At 71.7% G+C, this 19,798-nt stretch carries 14 protein-coding genes; 8 read left to right on the top strand and 6 right to left on the bottom strand.

Annotated elements, in window-relative coordinates:
- The first annotated feature begins 412 nt into the window (after nucleotides 1-412).
- Both AC27LF_RS43065 and ptsP read left to right on the top strand, forming a co-directional pair.
- On the top strand, nucleotides 413-862 hold the full coding sequence (locus tag AC27LF_RS43065; protein WP_479661935.1) for a PTS sugar transporter subunit IIA: 450 nt from the start codon (nucleotides 413-415) through the stop codon (nucleotides 860-862).
- Between the two features lie 75 nt (nucleotides 863-937).
- Complete coding sequence (gene ptsP, locus AC27LF_RS43060; protein ID WP_479661934.1) at nucleotides 938-2,608, top strand: phosphoenolpyruvate--protein phosphotransferase; 1,671 nt, start codon at nucleotides 938-940, stop codon at nucleotides 2,606-2,608.
- 68 nt (nucleotides 2,609-2,676) lie between these two features.
- On the opposite strand, the gene AC27LF_RS43055 is transcribed toward ptsP, so the two are convergent.
- A complete protein-coding gene (locus AC27LF_RS43055) occupies nucleotides 2,677-3,570 on the bottom strand; it encodes a hypothetical protein (RefSeq protein ID WP_479661933.1) in 894 nt (297 codons plus the stop codon).
- Nucleotides 3,571-3,768: 198 nt separating this feature from the next.
- Nucleotides 3,769-5,736, bottom strand: coding sequence for an acetoacetate--CoA ligase (locus tag AC27LF_RS43050; protein WP_479661932.1), 1,968 nt, complete (start codon nucleotides 5,734-5,736; stop codon nucleotides 3,769-3,771).
- Nucleotides 5,737-5,948: 212 nt separating this feature from the next.
- On the opposite strand from AC27LF_RS43050, the gene AC27LF_RS43045 reads away from it, so the two are divergent.
- Nucleotides 5,949-8,309 carry a glycoside hydrolase family 31 protein gene (locus AC27LF_RS43045; RefSeq protein WP_479661931.1) on the top strand — a complete coding sequence of 787 codons (2,361 nt, stop codon included), beginning with the start codon at nucleotides 5,949-5,951 and terminating at the stop codon, nucleotides 8,307-8,309.
- Between the two features lie 9 nt (nucleotides 8,310-8,318).
- On the opposite strand, the gene AC27LF_RS43040 is transcribed toward AC27LF_RS43045, so the two are convergent.
- Entirely contained in the window at nucleotides 8,319-8,855 is a 537-nt protein-coding gene (locus AC27LF_RS43040) for an NUDIX domain-containing protein (protein ID WP_479661930.1), read from the bottom strand.
- 145 nt (nucleotides 8,856-9,000) lie between these two features.
- On the opposite strand from AC27LF_RS43040, the gene AC27LF_RS43035 reads away from it, so the two are divergent.
- From AC27LF_RS43035 to glpK, 5 genes are all read left to right on the top strand, one after another.
- Nucleotides 9,001-9,447, top strand: a complete 447-nt coding sequence (locus AC27LF_RS43035) for a Zn-ribbon domain-containing OB-fold protein (RefSeq protein WP_479661929.1) — start codon at nucleotides 9,001-9,003, stop codon at nucleotides 9,445-9,447.
- Nucleotides 9,444-10,634 carry a lipid-transfer protein gene (locus AC27LF_RS43030; RefSeq protein ID WP_479661928.1) on the top strand — a complete coding sequence of 397 codons (1,191 nt, stop codon included), beginning with the start codon at nucleotides 9,444-9,446 and terminating at the stop codon, nucleotides 10,632-10,634. Before AC27LF_RS43035 ends, AC27LF_RS43030 begins: the two co-directional genes overlap by 4 nt.
- Nucleotides 10,635-10,763: 129 nt before the next feature.
- Nucleotides 10,764-12,413, top strand: coding sequence for an EAL domain-containing protein (locus AC27LF_RS43025; protein WP_479661927.1), 1,650 nt, complete (start codon nucleotides 10,764-10,766; stop codon nucleotides 12,411-12,413).
- Nucleotides 12,414-12,755: 342 nt separating this feature from the next.
- A complete protein-coding gene (locus AC27LF_RS43020; RefSeq protein WP_479661926.1) occupies nucleotides 12,756-13,493 on the top strand; it encodes an MIP/aquaporin family protein in 738 nt (245 codons plus the stop codon).
- 21 nt (nucleotides 13,494-13,514) lie between these two features.
- Nucleotides 13,515-15,035 carry a glycerol kinase GlpK gene (gene glpK, locus AC27LF_RS43015; protein ID WP_479661925.1) on the top strand — a complete coding sequence of 507 codons (1,521 nt, stop codon included), beginning with the start codon at nucleotides 13,515-13,517 and terminating at the stop codon, nucleotides 15,033-15,035.
- Nucleotides 15,036-15,166: 131 nt separating this feature from the next.
- Here glpK and AC27LF_RS43010 read toward each other — a convergent pair whose 3' ends face one another.
- Genes AC27LF_RS43010 through AC27LF_RS43000 form a run of 3 tightly spaced genes read right to left on the bottom strand, consistent with a single transcriptional unit; the run spans nucleotide 15,167 to nucleotide 19,790 of the window.
- Nucleotides 15,167-15,772: a GTP-binding protein gene (locus AC27LF_RS43010; RefSeq protein WP_404025707.1), complete on the bottom strand. Its 606-nt coding sequence runs from the start codon at nucleotides 15,770-15,772 to the stop codon at nucleotides 15,167-15,169.
- Complete coding sequence (locus AC27LF_RS43005) at nucleotides 15,753-19,370, bottom strand: hydantoinase B/oxoprolinase family protein (protein ID WP_479661924.1); 3,618 nt, start codon at nucleotides 19,368-19,370, stop codon at nucleotides 15,753-15,755. Before AC27LF_RS43005 ends, AC27LF_RS43010 begins: the two co-directional genes overlap by 20 nt.
- A gap of 24 nt (nucleotides 19,371-19,394) precedes the next feature.
- Nucleotides 19,395-19,790 carry a DUF742 domain-containing protein gene (locus AC27LF_RS43000; RefSeq protein ID WP_479661923.1) on the bottom strand — a complete coding sequence of 132 codons (396 nt, stop codon included), beginning with the start codon at nucleotides 19,788-19,790 and terminating at the stop codon, nucleotides 19,395-19,397.
- Between the last annotated feature and the right edge of the window lie 8 nt (nucleotides 19,791-19,798).

Genomic DNA, 19,798 nt, shown 5'->3' with positions numbered 1-19,798 from the left:
TTGACTTTTGGCACGCTGTTGAGTTCTCAAGGAACGGACACTTCCTTCGTACTCACCCTCTCGGGCTTTCCTCCGGGCGCTTCCCTTCGGTGTTCCAGACTCTATCAGTGTTTTTCCGTCTCCCTGACCACCCTCCTGCGGGCATGCAGAAGGAGATCCCGGGGATAGGATCTGACGAGTATGGGCTCTGCCGAGCGAGGAGCGCCGATGGCGTCCTCGGTCTCAAGCAGGGGTACGACTGTACAGGGGGCCGTGAAGCGCACGCAAATCCATTACGTTGCTGGCCTAGACCACCGGCCCGGTAACTTTCATGCGGAACCCGCACTTCCCATGACATACGCTGCTGCTCAGTGCACCGTCCCGGACCGGCAGTGACGGCCCATCAGTGATCTCCACCCCTGGGAGGCTTCCCATGACCACCGTGTTGTCCCCTCTGGCAGGACGCGCCATCGGCCTTGCGTCCGTGCCCGATCCGGTCTTCTCCGGGGCCATGGTGGGACCGGGCACCGCGGTCGACCCCGTGCGCGAGCCCTGCGAGGCCGTCGCTCCCGTGGAAGGTGTCATCGTCTCGCTGCACCCGCACGCCTTCGTCGTCGTGGACGAGCAGGGGCACGGCGTGCTGACGCACCTGGGTATCGACACCGTGCAGCTCAACGGGGAGGGCTTCGAGCTGCTTGTCAACAAGGGCGACACCGTGACGCGCGGGCAGGCCGTCGTGCGCTGGAACCCCGCCGCCGTCGAGTCGGCCGGGAAGTCCCCGATCTGCCCGGTCGTGGCGCTGGAGGCCACGGCCGACTCCCTCGCCGACCTGCGTGAGGACGGCGATGTGAAGGCCGGCGACAGTCTCTTCGACTGGAAGTGACGCCGCCGGCGGGTGACGGCGGGTTGGACAACCACCGCGGCGGCGGAGCCCGCCGCACTATCGGAGACGGGTGAGATGGAGACAACGCTGCGAGGCGTCGGCGTGAGCCACGGTGTGGCGATCGGCGAGGTTCGGCACATGGGTACGGCGGTGCTGGAGCCACCGGCCAAGCAGATTCCCGCGCAGGAGGCGGAGCGCGAACAGGGGCGCGCCCGTCAGGCCGTGGAAGCTGTGGCAGCCGACTTGATAGCGCGCGGCAACCTGGCGGGGGGCGAGGCCCAGGCGGTGCTTGAGGCGCAGGCCATGATGGCCCAGGACCCCGAGCTGATGGCGGATGTGGAGCGCCGTATCACCGTCGGCAGCACGGCTGAGCGCGCCGTCTATGACGCCTTCGCCGCATACCGTGAGCTGCTGGCCGGTGCCGGTGAGTACCTCGCGGGTCGGGTGGCCGACCTCGATGACGTGCGGAATCGTATCGTCGCCCGGCTGCTCGGGGTGCCCATGCCGGGTGTCCCGGACAGCGACGAGCCGTATGTGCTGGTCGCCCGCGATCTTGCGCCGGCCGACACGGCGCTGCTGGACCCGGCCCTCGTGCTCGGTTTCGTCACCGAGGAGGGCGGGCCGACCAGTCACAGCGCGATTCTCGCGCGGGCGCTCGGCGTCCCGGCCGTGGTCGCGTTGCCGGGTGCCGGCGAGCTTGCCGAGGGCACGCTGATCGCGGTCGACGGAAGCACCGGCGATATCTTCGTGAACCCGAGCGAGGAGAAGAAGGCGCAGCTGGAGGCCGCGGCCGCGGCGCGCAGGGCCGCGCTGGCCGCCTCGACCGGGCCGGGTGCCACGGCCGACGGGCACAAGGTCCCTCTGCTGGCGAACATCGGCGGTCCTGCGGATGTGCAGGCGGCCGTGGAGGCGGGTGCGGAGGGCGTCGGTCTCTTCCGTACCGAGTTCCTTTTCCTCGACGACAGCAAGACCGCGCCTTCCGAGGAGAAGCAGGCCGCGGCCTACCGCCAGGTGCTGGAGGCATTCCCGGAGGGCCGGGTGGTCGTACGGGTGCTCGACGCGGGCGCGGACAAGCCGCTGGACTTCCTCACGCCGTCCGACGAGCCGAACCCGGCGCTGGGTGTGCGAGGTCTGCGGACGCTGCTCGACCACCCGGAGATCCTGCGGACGCAGCTGACCGCGCTGGCCGGGGCCGCCGAGGGACTGCCGGTCCATCTCGAAGTGATGGCTCCGATGGTGGCCGACCGTGCCGACGCCAGGGCGTTCGCGGACGCGTGCCGTGAGGCGGGACTGCAGGCGAAGTTCGGCGCCATGGTGGAGATCCCCTCGGCCGCGCTGCGGGCTCGTTCGATCCTTCAGGAGGTCGAGTTCCTGTCGCTGGGGACCAACGACCTCGCGCAGTACACGTTCGCCGCGGACCGTCAGGTGGGGGCGGTGTCCCGGTTGCAGGATCCGTGGCAGCCCGCGCTGCTCGACCTGGTCGCGCTGTCGGCGGAAGCGGCCAGGGCCGAGGGCAAGAGCTGCGGGGTGTGCGGTGAGGCCGCGTCGGACCCGCTTTTGGCCTGTGTGCTGACGGGTCTCGGGGTCACCTCGCTCTCCATGGGTGCGGCGTCCATTCCCTATGTCCGCGCGACGCTGGCGAAGTACACGCTGGCCCAGTGCGAGCGGGCCGCGTCGGCGGCTCGGGCGACGGACAGCGCCGAGGAGGCGCGCGCCGCGGCCCAGGCGGTGCTGTCCGGGGAGTAGTGCGTCCGCCCGGCTGGTCGTCGGTGGTTGTCCAGGGGCGCTCCGCTCGCGGGGCGCCCCTGGTGCGTTCAGTGGTGGTGGCCCGGTGTGCTGTCGTCGTCTCCGAGGTCGGGAGGCGCGCTGTAGTCGACTCCTGATTCGGGGGAGATCAGGTCGCCCGATTCCACGTCGGTGCAGTAGGCGTCGAAGACTTCTCCGGCGGTGAGGGGTTCGAGGCCGTTGTGCCGGATCCGCCAGCCGTAGACGCGGTCGGCACTGCCGCGGGCGCTGGTGCGCATGACGAGCCCGCCGGGGCTTGGTGTGGCGATGCCCAGGGCCAGGACCGTGGTGAATTCCAGGGCCTCTGTCTCGTCCAGTTGTGTGGCGCCTGCCGTGTCCTGGTCCGCGTGGAGGACGGACACGAGGGTTTCCGTGGTGCGGGAGACGCTGCAGACGAGGTGGTGGTCGCCGGGTGGGGCCGTGTCGAGGATGCGGACGAGGAGGGCCGAGGCGCGGGTGAAGGCCGCGCGTCCGATGTCTTCTCCGCAGACGGCGCAGGGGCCGAGGCGGGCCAGGACGGTGCTGGCGTATTCCCAGGTGGCCTGCCGGACCGCGGCGTCGACGAGCGAGGGCACGAGGTCGGTGAGGTCCTGTCCCTCGTAGGGGACGGTGGCGCCCGTCGCGGCGAGTTCCGCGGTGAAGCGTGCGCGGCTCGCGGGAGCGTCCGGTTCCAGGCCGGTGTCCGCGCAGAACCGGGCGTATTCCTCGGGGTCGAACAGGGCGACCGTGGTGAGGTTGCCGTGGGCGGCGCGGATCCTGAGGAGCGCTTCCACCTGTTGCAGGTAGGCGGTGTGGTCGTCGAAGGCGAAGGTGCGGTAGCGCCGCATGGCCCGGAAGTCCTGCTCGTCGGTCAGCAGGCCGAGGGTGCCGGCGATCTCGCGGCGCAGGACGCGTCGCATGGTCTGGTGGTCGGTGTGCGCCATGATTCCCCCTGTGTGCGGTCGATCAATGCTCACTCACAGTAATCGGCTGCACTGACAACGGGCCGGGGTCGATGTCGCGGGTGCGCTCGGCGAGCGTCGGGGCCGGTGTCGGGGGGCCTGCGCGAGGCGGGTCCGGTCAGGGGATGGGACGGAATGGGAGGGGGCGCCAGTGGTTTTGTCTGGTTTTCCGTCGATCGGTCAACCGCGATCGTGTGCCAGGGCCGCGTAGAACTTCAGCAGATCGAGGTTGTCGACGGAGCCGGGGTTGACGGCTCTTTCCAGGGGCGTGCCCTGCAGGAGGCGCTTGACCGGGACCTCGATGCGCTTTCCGGTGAGTGTGTGCGGCACGCCGGGGACTTCGATGATCTCGTCGGGGACGTGGCGCGGTGAGAGCTGTTCCCGGATGGCCCGCTTGACGCGGTCGCGGAGGCCGTCGTCGAGGACGGCGCCCGGGGCCAGGTGCACGAACAGCGGCATCCAGTAGCCCCCGTCGGGCTGCTCGATGCCGATGACCAGGGATTCCTTGATGTCGGGGAGGCGTTCGACGACCTCGTAGATGTCGGCGGAGCCCATGCGGACGCCCTGGCGGTTCAGCGTGGAGTCGGATCGGCCGTGGATGACGACGGTGCCGCGCGAGGTGACGGTGATCCAGTCGCCGTGGCGCCAGACTCCCGGGTAGGTGTCGAAGTAGCTGTCGTGGTAGCGGCTGCCGTCGGGGTCGTTCCAGAAGCGGATCGGCATCGACGGCATGGGGCTGGTGACCACCAGTTCGCCCACCTCGTCGATGAGGGGCTTGCCGCCGGCGTCCCAGGACTGCAGGTCGGTGCCGAGGCCGGGGGCCTGGAGCTCGCCGGTGTAGACGGGCAGCGTCGGCACGGCTCCGGCGAAGCAGGAGCACACGTCCGTGCCGCCGCTGACGGAGGCGATCCACAGGTCGTCGCGGACCTCGTCGTGCAGCCAGCGGAACCCGTCGGGGGGCAGGGGTGACCCGGTGGTCGCGACGCACCGCACCCGGGAGAGGTCGAAGTCGCGCGCGGGGTGCACGCCGGCCTTGCGGCAGGCCATGACGTATGCGGCGGACGTGCCGTAGAGGGTTGCGCCGGTGCGTTCGGCGATCCGCCACTGGGCGCCGGTGTCCGGGTGTCCGGGGCTGCCGTCGTACAGCACGATCGTGGTGCCGGTGAGCAGGCCGGAGACGAGGAAGTTCCACATCATCCAGCCGGTCGAGGTGTACCAGAAGAAGCGGTCCTCGGGACCCAGGTCGCAGTGCAGGCCGAGCTGTTTCAGGTGCTCGACGAGGATGCCGCCCTGGGACTGGACGATGGCCTTGGGCAGGCCGGTCGTACCGGAGGAGTACAGCACCCACAGGGGGTGGTCGAAGGGGACCTGTTCGAAGACGGGTTCCACGTCGGCCGAGGTCAGCGCCGACCAGTCCAGGGCGCCGTCGGGTGCGTCGGTGCCGAGGAGCGGGATGTGGACGACGGCGCGCAGCGTGGGCAGGTCGCGGCGCAGTTCGGCCACGGCCTCGCGGCGGTCGTGTTCCTTGCCGCCGTAGCGGTAGCCGTCGACGGTGAACAGGACGACCGGTTCGACCTGTTGGAAGCGGTCGAGGACGCTGCGTGCGCCGAAGTCGGGGGCGCAGGAGGTCCAGACGGCGCCGACGGCGGCCGTGGCGAGGAGTGCGACGACGGCCTGCGGGATGTTCGGGAGGTAGCCGCTGACACGGTCGCCCGGGCGTACGCCGAGGGCGCGCAGCTCGGCGGCGAGGGAGCCGACCTGCCGGCGCAGTTCGGTCCAGCTGACCGGGCGTGGCTCGTGGGTCTCGTCCACGTGCAGGAGCGCGGGTTCGTCCGCGCGTGCCGTGGCGGCGCGCAGGGCGTGCTCGGCGTAGTTCAGGGTCGCCCCGGGGAACCACTGTGCGCCGGGCATCGAGCGGTCACCGAGCACGCGCGCGTAGGGCGTGGAGAAGCGTACGTCGAACCACTCCGCGACGGCTTTCCAGAAGGTGTCCAGCTGTTCCACGGACCAGCGGTGCAGTGCGGGATAGCCGCCCTCGGCCGGGGCGCCGTGCCGTTCGGCCGCCCAGGACTGGAACGCGGTGATGCGTGCCTGGGCGATCCGTTCCGGCTGTGGCTGCCAGAGCGGCAGGGGGTTCGCGGTCGACATGGGGCGGCTCCCGGGCTGTACGCGTCGTGTGCGTCGCTCGCGCACGGGTGCATTGTGCGCGTGACAGGGCTGACACGGACGATGCCATGTGATCGACTTCTGCACCAGGGTGCGCCCCACATAGTCCGTGTCGTAAAGGTGTGGTCCCAGCACTGGTGAACGGCAGTTGAACGACACGCACGGGTGGGGCGCTCGATGGCAGGGTGAGCAGCATGGACGGTCGTGACCTGGTGCGTTCGGTGAGAGTGGTCGGTTCGGTGAGCGCGGCTCAGGGGTTGCGTACCGTGCGGGCGGCGTGGCGCAGGAGGCGTGCCGACGCGGTCGGGTTGCCGCCGCGGGGCGCGGAGCGTGCGCGGGTGCCCGGTCCTGTGCTGGGTGCGCAGCCCGGGCCAGGGGGCGGTGTCATCCGGTTCACTCGGTCCGAGTTGCGGATCACCGTCGCCGTGACCGGGGCCGTCTTCTGGGGCTGGGACGGGGCGGGTCCCGAGCCGTCGTACGCGCTCGCGGGGCGCTGTCCCGAGCCGGACCCGCGGGCCGTGCTGGAGCCGGACACGGACGGCGGCTGGCGGGTCGTCGCGGAGCGGGTGACGGTGGTGGTCTCCCGGCACGGGGCGATCGAGGTGTGCACGCCCGGAGGCGTCATGCTGCGCCGTGATCTGCCGCCGCGGTGGTGGGAGCCGGTGGGCGGGGGCCCGGCACGCTGGATGCAGCGTTCGGAGGTGGCCGCCGACGCGCGGTTCTTCGGTCTGGGCGGGCGCGCGTCCGGGCCCCGGCTGCGCGACGGGACGTACCGGCTGTGGAACACCGATCCCGGCCGTGCCTTCTCCCGGGGCGACGATCCGCTGTACATCACCATGCCGGTGCAGGTGGTGGTCGCCGACGCGTCGACGCATCTGGTGTTCCACGACAGTTCGTGGGACGGGACGGTGACGCTGCGGGAGGGCGAGGAAGGCGCCGGCTCCGGCCATGACCGGGCCGGGAGGTGCGAGCTGCGGATGGACGGCGGCCCGCTGCGCTGCTGGGTGGTGGTGGGCACCCCCGCGCGCGTGCTGCACGCGTGGGCCTCGCTGACGGGTGCGCCCGCGCTGCCGCCGGCCTGGGCGCTCGGGCACCATCACGCGCGCTGGGGATTCGGCAGTGAACAGGAGGTGCGGCGGATCGTCGCGGGCTATCGGGAGCGTGGGCTGCCGCTGGACGCCGTTCACCTGGACATCGACCACTACGACGAGCACCAGGTGTTCACGGTCGACCAGGAGCGCTTCCCGAAGCTGCCGGCGCTCGCCGAGGACCTGCGGCGCGAGGGGGTGCGGCTGGTGTCCGTCGTCGACCCGGGGGTGAAGGCCGCCGCGGGCAACGCCGTGTACGACGGCGGGACGGCCGTGGACGCCTTTGTCCGGGGCCCGTCGGGACAGCTGGTGCGGGGCGTGTCGTGGCCGGGCGAGTCGGTCTATCCGGATTTCACGCACGCGCGCGTGCGCAAGTGGTGGGGCGGGCTGTACGAGGAGCGGCTGGCTCAGGGCTTCGCCGGCTTCTGGCACGACATGAATGAGCCGACGTCGTTCACCGCCTTCGGGGAGTCGACGCTGCCGCGCTCGGCCCGGCACTGCCTGGAGGGCCGCGACGGCGACCACCGGCAGGCGCACAATGTGTACGCGTTGTGCATGGCCGACGCGGCCCACGAGGGGCTGCGCGAGCTGAGCCCCCGGGAGCGGCCGTTCCTGTTCTCGCGCTCAGGCTGGGCCGGAATGCAGCGCTACGGGGGCACGTGGTCCGGGGACGTGGCCACCGGCTGGCCGGGGCTGCGGGCGTCCCTGTCCCTGGTGCTGGGCCTCGGGCTGTGCGGGGTGCCGTACTCGGGGCCGGACGTGGGCGGTTTTGACGGCACCCCGTCGCCTGAGCTGTTTCTGCGCTGGTTCCAGCTCGGCGCGTACCTGCCGCTGTTCCGCACCCATGCGGGTCTGCGGGCGGGCCGCAGGGAGCCGTGGGAGTTCGGTGCCGAGGTGCTGGAGCACGCGCGTGTGGCGCTGCTGGAGCGCCGGCGTCTGCTGCCGTACTTCGTGACGCTCGCGCATCTGGCCCGGCGTACGGGTGCGCCCTATGTGCGTCCTGTGTGGTGGGGTGCGCCCGAGGACCGGGCGCTGCGCGACTGTGAGGACGCGTTCTTGCTGGGCGACTGTCTGCTGGTGGCGCCGGTGCTTGACCCGGGCGCCGATCGGCGTGCCGTGCAGCTGCCGCGCGGGCGCTGGTACGACACGGTCACCGAGCGGGCCTACGAGGGTCCCGCGCAGGTGCTCGTCGAGGCCCCGCTGTCGCGGATTCCGGTGTTCGCGCGCGCGGGTGGCGTCGTGCCCGTGCGGGGCGCGGACGGCGGGCTTGAGCTGGAGGTGTGGGCGCCGGCCCGCGGCAGGACAGGCGGGGGGCTGGTGGTGCCGGACGCGGGCGACGGCTGGGACGAACCGGAGATCGAACGCTACGTCGCCCGCCGGCAGGGGCGTCGGGTGGTGGTCACGCGGGACGGGGAGGACGGCGTGCGGGAGCCGTCCCACCCGGTGCGCATACGGGGGCTCGGGTGAGCCCCGGGCTCATATGTACCGGCCCTCGAACCACGCCCGTACGGCCAGGGTGTGCAGGGGGAAGGCCAGTTCCTCGGGCCTGCGCAGCAGGTGCCGGCCTTCCGTCTCGTCCGTCGCCCGAGACGGCGGGAGCGCGTCGGCGGGGCGTTCCGGGAGCAGCCCGAACAGCAGGAGGTGCCCGTCGGGCGAGCTCATCGCGTCCATGAGCCGTACGTCGCGGGCGGCTCCGTCGATGCCCGTCTCCTCCTTGAGTTCGCGGACGACGGCCTGCCGCCAGTCCTCCCGGTCGTCGAGGTAGCCGCCCGGGAGCGCGATGCCTCCGCGCGCGGGTTCGACGGTGCGGGTGATGACGACGAGGGCGGTGCCCTTCGTGTCGTACACGGGCTGGAGTGCGATCGCCACCGGCAGGGGGTTGCGGTAGGCGACGGCCCCGCAGGCCGCACAGGTGCGGGGCCAGTCGGAGACTCCCTCTCCGTAGGGCGCTCCGCAGCTCGAACAGTGCGAGTTCGGCTCGGAGTTGGCGGTTGAGTGCTGGAATTCGGACACGCGCGGACTGTATCCGATCGCAGGAAGGACGTCTTCCGGAAGCCGCCTCCAGCTGGAGCGGCCCGGTTCGGGGCGCGGCCTGCCCATGTGCCCGGGCCCGTGCCACACTCCTGACGTACCATCAGATCCGAGGTCTGGAGGGGCTTTGTCGCGCACACGCACACCGGCGGTCTCCGGCTGGTTCGCGGGCGAGGGAGACGCGTTCCGGCTCCTGGGCACGCGCTGTTCGGCCTGCGCCGCGGTCTTCTTCCCCCGCGAGGACGCCCACTGCCGCAACCCCGGCTGCCCCGGGGGCACGCTGGTGGAAACGCCCTTGTCGCGGCGCGGTCGCATCTGGTCGTACACGGACAGCCGTTATCGGCCTCCGTCACCCTATGTGAGCAATCCGGAACTTCCGTGGGAGCCGTACGCGTTGATCGCGGTGGAGCTGGAGTCCGAGCGGATCGTGGTGCTGGGGCAGGCTGCTCCCGGCATCACCGCCGCGGACCTGGCGGTGGGCATGGAGGTGGAGGTCGTCCCGGGGGTGCTGCACGAGGACGCCGAGACCACCTGGACGACCTGGAACTGGCGGCCGACGGGGGTGCGGGCATGACGGCGGACGTGGCGGTGCTCGGCGTGGGCCTGCACCCCTGGGGCAAGTGGGGGCGCGGGTTCGTCGAGTACGGCGCGGTGGCGGCCCGCGCCGCGCTCGCGGACGCCGGACTGGAGTGGTGCGCCATCACATCGGTCGTCGGCGCGAACACGGTGCGTGGCGGCTATCCGGGGCAGGTCGCGGGGGCGACGTTCGCGAAGGCCCTGGGCTGGCAGGGGGCCCGGGTCACCAGCGTGTACGCGGCGTGTGCGTCCGGCGCGCAGGCCATCGCCGCGGCGCGGGCGCAGATCCTCGCCGGGCTCGCGGAAGCGGTGCTGGTGGTGGGCGCGGACGCGGCGCCCAAGGGCTTCTTCCGGCCCGCCGGCGGCGAGCGGCCCGACGACCCGGACTGGCTGCGTTTCCGCCTGCTGGGGGCGACCAACCCGGCGTACTTCGGGCTGTACGCGCGGCGGCGGATGGCGGTGCACGGCGACACGCTGGAGGACTTCGCCCTCGTCAAGGTGAAGAACGCCGCCTGCGGCGCGCTGAATCCTTACGCGCGCTACCGCAGCCGGGTCACGGCCGAGGAGGTCGCCGGCTCCGCGGTGGTCGCCGATCCGCTGCGGCTGCTCGACATCTGCGCGACCTCGGACGGCGGCGCGGCACTGGTGCTGTCCAGCCTGGAGTTCGCGCACCGGCACGGGGTGCCGAGACCGGTGCGGATCCGGGCGGTGTCCACGGTGACGCCCTGCTACCCCAACTCCGTGCTGGACCTGCCGGACATCGCCACGGACTCGGCGGCGGCGGTCGCGCCACCGAAGCGGACGTTCCGGGAGTCGATCGCCCGGGCCGCCTACGAGGAGGCGGGCATCGGCCCAGAGGAGCTGTCCCTGGCGGAGGTGTACGACCTTTCCACCGCCCTGGAGTTGCAGTGGTACGAGGATCTGGGGCTGTGCGGCGAGGGCGAGGCGGCCAAGCTGCTCCGGGAGGGCGCGACCGCCCCGGGCGGGCGCATACCGGTGAACGCGAGCGGCGGACTCGCCTCCTTCGGGGAGGCGGTGCCCGCCCAGGCGATCGCCCAGGTCTGCGAGCTGACCTGGCAGTTGAGAGGAGCCGCGGGCGAGCGGCAGATCAGCGGAGCACGCGTGGGGATCACCGCCAACCAGGGGCTGTTCGGGCACGGCTCCTCGGTGATCGCCCTGCGCTGACCGACGACGGAGGTGACATGGGGTCCGGCGGCTCCCCAAGAGCCTTACGCTGTGTGATCGACCGGGAATGCTGCGTGAACGTCTTATGAACTACGCCTGGGCGCGCGCCGATGGCGTCATCATGCTCCCGTGCGCCCCTGGACGGATGCTCTCCGCTTCGCCTTCCAGCCGGTGGTCAACCTGGCCACCGGCGGAGTCGCCGCACTGGAGACGCTGGCCCGTCCGGAGACCGGAGACATCCTGGCCGAGGCCCGTCGGGACCCCGAACTCGACGGCAGACTGGCCGTGATGGCCTTCCGGGCGGCGGCTCGCCAGGAGCGGCTGGTGCCCCTGCACATCAACGTGTTCGCCGCGACGCTCGCCGACCTCGGCGGCCTCACGCCCCTGCACGACGCCGTGCGCGGGGCGGGACGCCTGCCGTGGGAGGTGACCCTCGACATCGTCCCGCCGTACACGCACGTGCCGCAGCGAGCGCTCCTGGACGCCCTGTCGGCGCTGCGCGGCCAGGGGTTCCGGATCAGCGCCGACGGAATCGGCGAGGGCGACGTACCGCTCAGGCTGCTCACCGACATCGCCCCCGACCTGGTCAAGCTCGATGCCTCGCTGCTCGACCGGCCGGCCGCGGTGCGGGCCATGCGGACGCTGTGCGAGCATCTGGGCGCCCTGCTGGCGGTCGAGGGCGTGGAGACCGAACGGCAGCACGCTGAGGCGCTGTCGGCGGGCGCGCAACTGGCGCAGGGCGAGCTGTTCGCACCGCCGGCCCGGATTCCCACCATGGACGTATACGTTCCGCCCCGCTTCCCGGACACCACGCCCGTGCCGCGCTCGGGGCCGACGGTGCGGGAGTTCGTGCGCCCCGCCGCGCTGTTGCCGGTGACCGCCTCGGCGGCCCAGGTCCGAGCGCTGCTGACCGGGTCGCCCGATGTGTCGGGAGTGCTGCTGGTGGACCAGTCCGGGGCCCCGGTGCGCTCGGTGCACCGCTCGCGGTTCCTGTTGTCGATGTCGGGCCGCTACGGACACGCCCTGTACGCCGACCGGCCCGCGTTCAAGCTGGGCGACCCGCCGCGCACGGTCGGCGTCGACGCCACCGCCTGGCAGGTCCTGGACGTCGTCGCGGTGGGCGGCCGGGACCGCACCTCGGACGACGTGGCGGTCGTGGACCACCGCGGGCGCTGCGTGGGCGTCGTCCGGCTCGCCGACCTGGTGCGGGCGCTGGCCGAGACGCGGGTCGAGGAGGCGGCCGGACTCAATCCGCTGACGCGGCTGCCGGGTTCGGACGCGATTACCGCAGAGGTGGACCGGCGGATCGCCGGCGGGCGTGGCTTCACCCTGAGCTGGCTGGACATCGATCACTTCAAACAGGTCAACGACGGGGCCGGCTTCGCGGCCGGCGACGAGCTGATCCGGTCCGTGGGGCGGACCCTGCAACAGGCCACGGCGGGGCACACGCGCGTGGGTCACATCGGCGGCGACGACTTCCTGGTGCTCGCCGACGAGGAGGGCCTGGGCCCGCTGGCCGCGGCCGTGCTGAGCGCCCCGTGGTCGGCGGGCGGCCGTCCCGTCACGCTGTCCCTGGCGACCGTCGTGTGCGCACCGGGCAGCGTGGCCGACCACCGGCAGGCCGCGGCCTGCCTGGCCCCGCTGAAGAAGGCCGCGAAGGAACTGAGCGGCGCGAGCTGGGTGCTGGCGCGCGCGGGGCTGCCCGGGTACGAGATCCGGCACGGCCCGGCCGCGCCGCCCGCCCAGGCGGGATACGCGGCGGTCGAGCCTCGGAACTGAACGGCCGCCCGCACGCGGCCGGTTGAGCGGGCGCGGGGCACACGCGCGTGGGTGTCACCGTTGCCGTCGGCGACCTTGACGCTCCCCGGGCGGCGGTGAACACTTCCCGGTGTCGCTCGACATCGCCGCACATTCTCGGCGCCATCAGGCACCGCGCCGCGCGGGCACGTTCTGAGCCACCACCCGCTCCCCCACGGGCGATTCGGCTGCGACGGCACGCTCGTCACGGCCGCCGGGCGGGGCGCGGGACTCTCCCTGCCTTCGGCGGAAGGTCGCCAAGGGAACCGTTCCCGCACGGAGAGCCGGGGCAGATCCCCCGGAAGCCAGCGCCTAGGAGCCGCCATGAGCAATGCAGACATATTCGTCGGCGAGATCATCGGCACCGCGATCCTGGTCCTTTTCGGTGCCGGTGTCTGCGCCGCCGTCACCCTCAGACACTCCAAGGCGCGGGCCTCGGGGTGGGTGGTGATCGCGTTCGGCTGGGGATTCGGCGTGCTGGCCGGCGCCTACACCGCCGCTCCCCTGTCGGGCGGGCAGCTCAATCCCGCGGTCACCATCGGCATCGCCGTCGACACCGGCACGTGGGACAAGGTCTGGGTGTACCTGCTGGGCCAGACGGTCGGCGCGATGCTCGGCGCCGTCCTCGCGTACCTCGTCTACCTGGCCCAGTTCCAGGCCAACGTGCGCACGCGGGACGCGGCGGACGAGCCGACGCCGACGCTCGGGATCTTCTCCACCGTTCCGGAGATCCGCAATCCGGTGGCCAACCTGATCACGGAGATCATCGCGACGATCGCGCTCGTCCTGCCGGTCCTGGCCTTCGGCCTGACCAAGGGGCTCGGTGAGTCCGGCACGACCGTGCTGATCGTCTCGCTGCTTGTGGTCGGCATCGGGCTCTCCCTCGGCGGGCCCACCGGGTACGCGATCAACCCGGCGCGCGATCTCGGCCCGCGCATCGTGCACGCCCTCCTGCCGATCCCGAACAAGGGCACGTCCGACTGGGGGTACGCCTGGGTCCCGGTCGCCGGCCCGCTGATCGGCGGGGCGCTCGCGGGCCTCATCTACAACGCAGCCTTCTGACCCAGCGACCAAGGGACAGCCATGACGGACACCGCCGGGACCTACGTCGCCGCCATCGACCAGGGCACCACCTCAAGCCGCTGCATCGTCTTCGACCACGGCGGCGCGATCGTCGCCGTCGACCAGCGCGAGCACCGGCAGATCTTCCCCAAGCCGGGCTGGGTGGAGCACGACGCCACCGAGATCTGGTCCAAGGTGCAGGCCGTGGTCGCCGGCGCCCTCGCCAAGGCGGGGCTGCGCGCCGACCAGCTCAGCGCCCTCGGCATCACCAACCAGCGCGAGACGACGGTCCTGTGGGACCGGGCGACCGGCAAGCCCGTGCACAACGCGATCGTGTGGCAGGACACGAGGACGGCGGCCCTGTGCAGCGAACTGGGCGGCTCGGACGGGCAGGACCGTTTCCGCGAACAGACGGGGCTGCCGCTGGCGAGCTACTTCTCCGGTCCCAAGGTCGCCTGGCTGCTCGACAACGTGCCGGGCCTCAGGGGTCGCGCGGAGCGCGGCGAGATCGCCTTCGGCACCGTCGACTCCTGGCTGATCTGGAATCTGACCGGGGGCACCGACGGCGGACGGCACGTCACCGACGTGACGAACGCGGGCCGCACCATGCTGATGAACCTGCACACCCTGCAGTGGGACGCGGCCATCCTCGCCGCGATGAACGTGCCCGAGGCGGTCCTCCCGGAGATCAGATCGTCCGCGGAGGTCTACGGGACCGCCGTCGGGCAACTCGCCGGCGTCCCCGTCGCGTCGGCGCTGGGCGACCAGCAGGCAGCCGTGTTCGGGCAGGCGTGCTACGACGTCGGCACCGCGAAGAACACCTACGGAACCGGCAGCTTCCTGCTGCTCAACACCGGCACTCGGCCCGTGCCGTCCAAGAGCGGGCTGCTGACGACGATGGGCTACAAGATCGGCGGTGAGGCGCCGGTGTACTGCCTGGAGGGGTCGATTGCGATAACGGGCGCGCTGGTGCAGTGGTTCCGCGACCAGCTCGGGATCATCAGCGGCGCCGACGAGATCGAGCCGCTGGCGGCGAGTGTCGAGGACAACGGCGGCGCGTACATCGTGCCCGCCTTCTCGGGCCTGTTCGCCCCCTACTGGCGCTCCGACGCACGCGGGGTCGTCACCGGTCTGACCGGGTACGTCACCAAGGCCCATCTGGCGCGTGCGGTGCTGGAGGCGACGAGCTGGCAGACGCGCGAGGTCGTGGACGCCATGTTCCAGGACTCCGGCGTGCGGATCACCACCTTGAAGGTGGACGGCGGCATGACCCGGAACAATCTGCTCATGCAGCACCAGGCCGACGTGCTGGGCGTGCCGGTGATCCGGCCCAGGGTCGCCGAGACGACCTGCCTCGGCGCGGCCTACGCGGCGGGCCTGGCGACCGGGGTGTGGGACGACCTCGACGAACTCACGTCGCACTGGCGCAAGGACGCGGAATGGACGCCGGCGATGGAGGCGTCGGTGCGTGACCGCGAGTACCGCAACTGGCGCAAGGCCGTGGAGAAGAGCTTCGGCTGGCTGGAGGACGCGGCGGAGTAGCCAGAGCGGCTTCCACGCGCGTGTGCCCCGAAAGGCGCGCACGCGCGCGTGGACGGCCGCACACGGGCCAGGGTCCGCACCCCGGTCGGCGGGGGTGCGGGCCGTGCGCCGGCCCGCTCAGGTGGTGACGCTCAGGTGGTGACGGACTGCCGGCGCTCGGCCCCGTACGCCATCGCATGCTGGACGACTTCGATGAGCACGTCCTTGACCGACCGGCGGTCGCGGGCGTCGCACAGCACGAGCGGCACGCCGTCGTCCAGGTCCAGGGCCTGACGGACGTCGTCCGCCGGGTAACGGGACGCTCCCTCGAAGCAGTTGACGCCGACGACGAAGGGTATGGAACGCCGTTCGAAGTAGTCGACGGCGGCGAAGCAGTCCTCCAGTCGGCGGGTGTCGGCGAGGACGACCGCGCCGAGCGCGCCCTCGGACAGCTCGTCCCACATGAACCAGAACCGCTCCTGCCCCGGGGTGCCGAACAGGTACAGGACCAGGTCCTCGCGGAGCGTGATCCGGCCGAAGTCCATGGCCACGGTCGTGGTGTGCTTGCCCTCCACGCCGCTGGTGTCGTCCACCGGGCGTCCGGCCTCGGTGAGCAGTTCCTCCGTGCGCAGTGGCCTGATCTCGCTGACCGCGCCGACGAGGGTCGTCTTGCCCACGCCGAAACCGCCGGCCACCAGGATCTTGAGCGTGACGGGCTCGACCGGGGGCTTGCCGCGCTCAGAACGCCCGAAGATCATCGGTCTCTTCTCCTGCTTGATGGGGGTGGGGTGCCGGCCGGCCGTAGCCGCCGCCACCGGGGGTTTCGATGACGAGTACGTCGCCGGGGCCGACGTCCGCCAAGTCGCTTCCGGCGAGTTCGGTGACCGAGCCGTCGGCCCGTTCCACGCGGTTGGCGCCGAGCGCGCCCGGAGAGCCGCCCGCCATGCCGTAGGGCGCGACCCTGCGGTGCTGGGACAGTGTGGAGACGGTCATGGCCTCGTGGAACCGGATGCGGCGCACCGCGCCGTCCCCGCCGGGCCACCGTCCGCTCCCGCCGCTCCCCCGCCGGATCGCGAACTCGTCGAGTCGCACGGGCAGTCGCCATTCGAGGACTTCGGGATCGGTGAGCCGCGAGTTGGTCATGTGGGTCTGCACGACGCTCGCGCCGGGGAAGCCGTCGCCGGCGCCGGACCCTGAGGCGACGGTCTCGTAGTACTGGTGCCGCTCGTTGCCGAAGGTGACGTTGTTCATGGTCCCGGAGCCCTCGGCCTGGACACCGAGGGCCGCGTAGAGAGCGCCGGTGATGGACTGGGAGGTCTCGACGTTGCCCGCGACGACGGCGGCGGGCGGTTCCGGCGCGAGCATCGAGCCGTCCGGCACGATGATCTCCAGGGGGCGCAGACAGCCGTCGTTGAGCGGGATGTCGTCGGCGACGAGGGTGCGGAAGACGTACAGGACGGCGGCGTTGACGACCGAGAGCGGCGCGTTGAAGTTGGTGGCGAGCTGCGCGGACGTCCCCGTGAAGTCGATGGTCGCGGCGCGGCCCGCGCGGTCCACGTGCACACGCACCCGGATGACGGCGCCGGAGTCGGTCTCGTAGGCGTACTCCCCGTCGTCCAGCGCGTCGATGACACGGCGGACGGCTTCCTCGGCGTTGTCCTGGACGTGCCGCATGTAGGCCTGGACGACGTCGAGCCCGAAGTCCTCGATCATGCGGCCGACCTCGTCGACGCCCTTCTGGTTGGCGGCGATCTGCGCGCGCAGGTCGGCGAGGTTGGTTCCGGCGTTGCGCGTGGGGTACGGCGCCTCGGTGAGCAGGCGCAGCGTCTCCTCCTCGCGGAAGCGGCCGTTCTCGGCGAGTAGCCAGTTGTCGAAGAGGACGCCTTCCTCCTCGATGGTGCGGCTGTCGGCGGGCATCGAGCCGGGCGCGATGCCGCCGATCTCGGCGTGGTGGCCGCGGGAGGCGACGTAGAACAGGATCCGGTCACCGTCCGTGCCGAACACGGGCGTGATGACGGTGACGTCCGGCAGGTGGGTTCCGCCGTGGTAGGGGTCGTTGACGGCGTAGGTGTCGCCGGGCCGCATCGAGTCGCCGCGGCGGCGGATGACCTCTTTGACGCCGGTGCCCATCGAGCCGAGGTGGACGGGGATGTGCGGGGCGTTGGCCACCAGGTTTCCGTCCGGATCGAACAGGGCGCAGGAGAAGTCGAGGCGTTCCTTGATGTTCACGGACTGCGCGGTGGACTCCAACCGGGCGCCCATCTGCTCGGCGATGGACATGAACAGGTTGTTGAAGACCTCCAGCAGAACCGGGTCGACTTTCGTGTCGAGATCGGAACTCTGTGTAATCGCCGCGCGTTCCAGGACCAGATGCCCGTCGTCGGTCGTCGCGGCCTTCCAGCCGTCGTCGACGACGGTCGTCGCGCTGGCCTCGGTGATGATCGCGGGGCCGGTGACGATCCGTCCGGGTGGCAGCGCCTCACGGCGGTGGAGGGGTACGTCGCGCCAGGCGCCGCCGGTGTGGAGGCGGACGGTCTCGGGCGTGGCGGCGCGGTCCTCGTAGGTGGCGAGGGCGGACAGATCCGGGGGTGGGGTGATGCCGGTGGCTTCGACGGAGAGGGCTTCGACCACGACGGGACGGTCGAGGGTGAAGGAGTACGTGGCGCGATGACGTTCTTCGAAGGAGTGCCTCATGGTGTCGGGCTCGGTCAGCTCGACGGTGAGGACGGTGTCCGTGCCGTCGTAGCGGAGCTGGGCGCGGCGGGTGACCTCGATGCGGTCCTCCGGGACGTCCTCGGCCTGGAGTTCCGCGCGGGCCGCGGTCTCCAGGTCGTCGGCGGTCCTGCGGACGCCCGGCATGGAGGCGGCCTCCAGCGGTGCCTCGACGGACTGCTCGCGCATCGCGGTGGTGTCGGCGAGGCCGATGCCGAGCGCGGACAGGACACCGGCCATGGGGGGCACGAGGACGGTGCGGATACCGAGCGAGTCGGCGACCATGCAGGCGTGCTGTCCGCCCGCCCCGCCGAAGGTGGTGAGGGCGTAGCGGGTGACGTCGTGCCCCTTCTGGACGGAGATCCGCTTCACGGCGTTGGCGATGTTGGCGACGGCGATCTGCAGGAAGCCCTCGGCGACCTGCTCGGGGGTGCGGTCGTCTCCGGTCCGCTCGCGGATCTCGCGGGCGAGCGCGGTGAACCGGTCCCGGACGAGCCCGTCGTCCAGGGGCTGGTCGCCCTCGCGGCCGAACACGGCGGGAAAGTGCGCGGGTTGGATACGGCCCAGCATGACGTTGGCGTCGGTGACGGCGAGCGGGCCGCCGCCGCGGTAGCAGGCGGGGCCTGGGTCCGCGCCCGCCGAGTCGGGACCGACCCGGTAGCGGGAGCCGTCGAAGTGCAGGACCGAGCCGCCGCCGGCGGCGACGGTGTGGATGTCCAGCATGGGCGCGCGCAGCCGTACGCCGGCGATCTGCGTGGTGAAGACGCGTTCGTACTCGCCCGCGAAGTGCGAGACGTCGGTGGAGGTGCCGCCCATGTCGAAGCCGATGACCCGGTCGAAGCCGGCGAGCCGCGACATGCGGGCCATGCCGACGATTCCGCCGGCGGGCCCGGACAGGATGGCGTCCTTGCCGCGGAACTGCCCGGCCTCGGCGAGACCGCCGTTCGACTGCATGAACATCAGCCGTACGCCCTGGAGTTCGTCTGCGACGTGCTGGACGTAGCGGCGCAGCACGGGCGACAGGTAGGCGTCGACGACCGCGGTGTCGCCGCGTGGGACGAGCTTCATCAGGGGGCTGACCTCGCTGGACAACGAGATCTGCGGGAAGCCGATGCGGGCGGCCAGTTCGCCGATCGCCTGCTCGTGGGCGGGATGCAGATGACTGTGCATGCACACGACGGCGACGGCGCGGATCCCGTCGTCGTACGCCTCCTGGAGCGGCCCTCGCAGGGCGTCCAGGTCGGGTGCGCTGATTACGGTGCCGTCGGCCGCGATCCGCTCGTCGACCTCCACGACGCGTTCGTACAGCAGTTGGGGCAGGTCGATGCGCCGGGCGAAGATGTGGGGGCGGTTCTGGTAGGCGATGCGCAGGGCGTCGCGGAATCCGCGGGTGATGACCAGCAGGGTGCGCTCGCCCTTGCGTTCCAGAAGGGCGTTGGTGGCGACGGTCGTGCCCATGCGGACGGTCTCGATGGGTTCCGGGGAGCCGTCGAGGAGCGCGCGTACGCCGGCGACGGCCGCGTCGGCGTAGCGCGCGGGGTTGTCGGACAGCAGTTTGTGCGTGAGCAGGCGGCCGTCCGGGCGCCGCGCGACGATGTCGGTGAAGGTACCGCCCCGGTCGACCCAGAACTGCCAGCCTGTCACGTCACTTCTCCGCTTCCGCGCCGGTCACAGCGCCCGCAGGCCGTTGATCACGTCGCGCAGAATACTCTCGTCGGGCAGTTCCGCAGGCGGTACGGGACGTGTCACGTGGACGAGTTCCGCGGCCACGAGGTCGCCGACGAGAACCCGTACGACGCCGATGGGCAGGTCGAGTTCCGCGGCGAGTTCGGCGACCGACTGGGGCGTGTTCCGGCAGAGTTCGACGATGTCCACGTGTTCCGGGGACAGCGACCGGTCCGCTTCCGGGTCGCCCGCGTGCGGCTCCGTGACGACCACCGCGATCAGGTCGAGGCGGTGCTGGCCGACCGTGGTGGTGCGGCCGCGCGTCATGGCGTACGGACGGACGACCGGTCCGGCCTCGTCGTCGAACCAGTGGCTTCTTCCCTGACCGTCTCCGCTCATGTCATCCC

Source organism: Streptomyces diversicolor (genome assembly GCF_057537855.1).
Note: the sequence above shows the minus strand (reverse complement) of the source record. Positions and strands in the feature narration are given on the sequence as shown.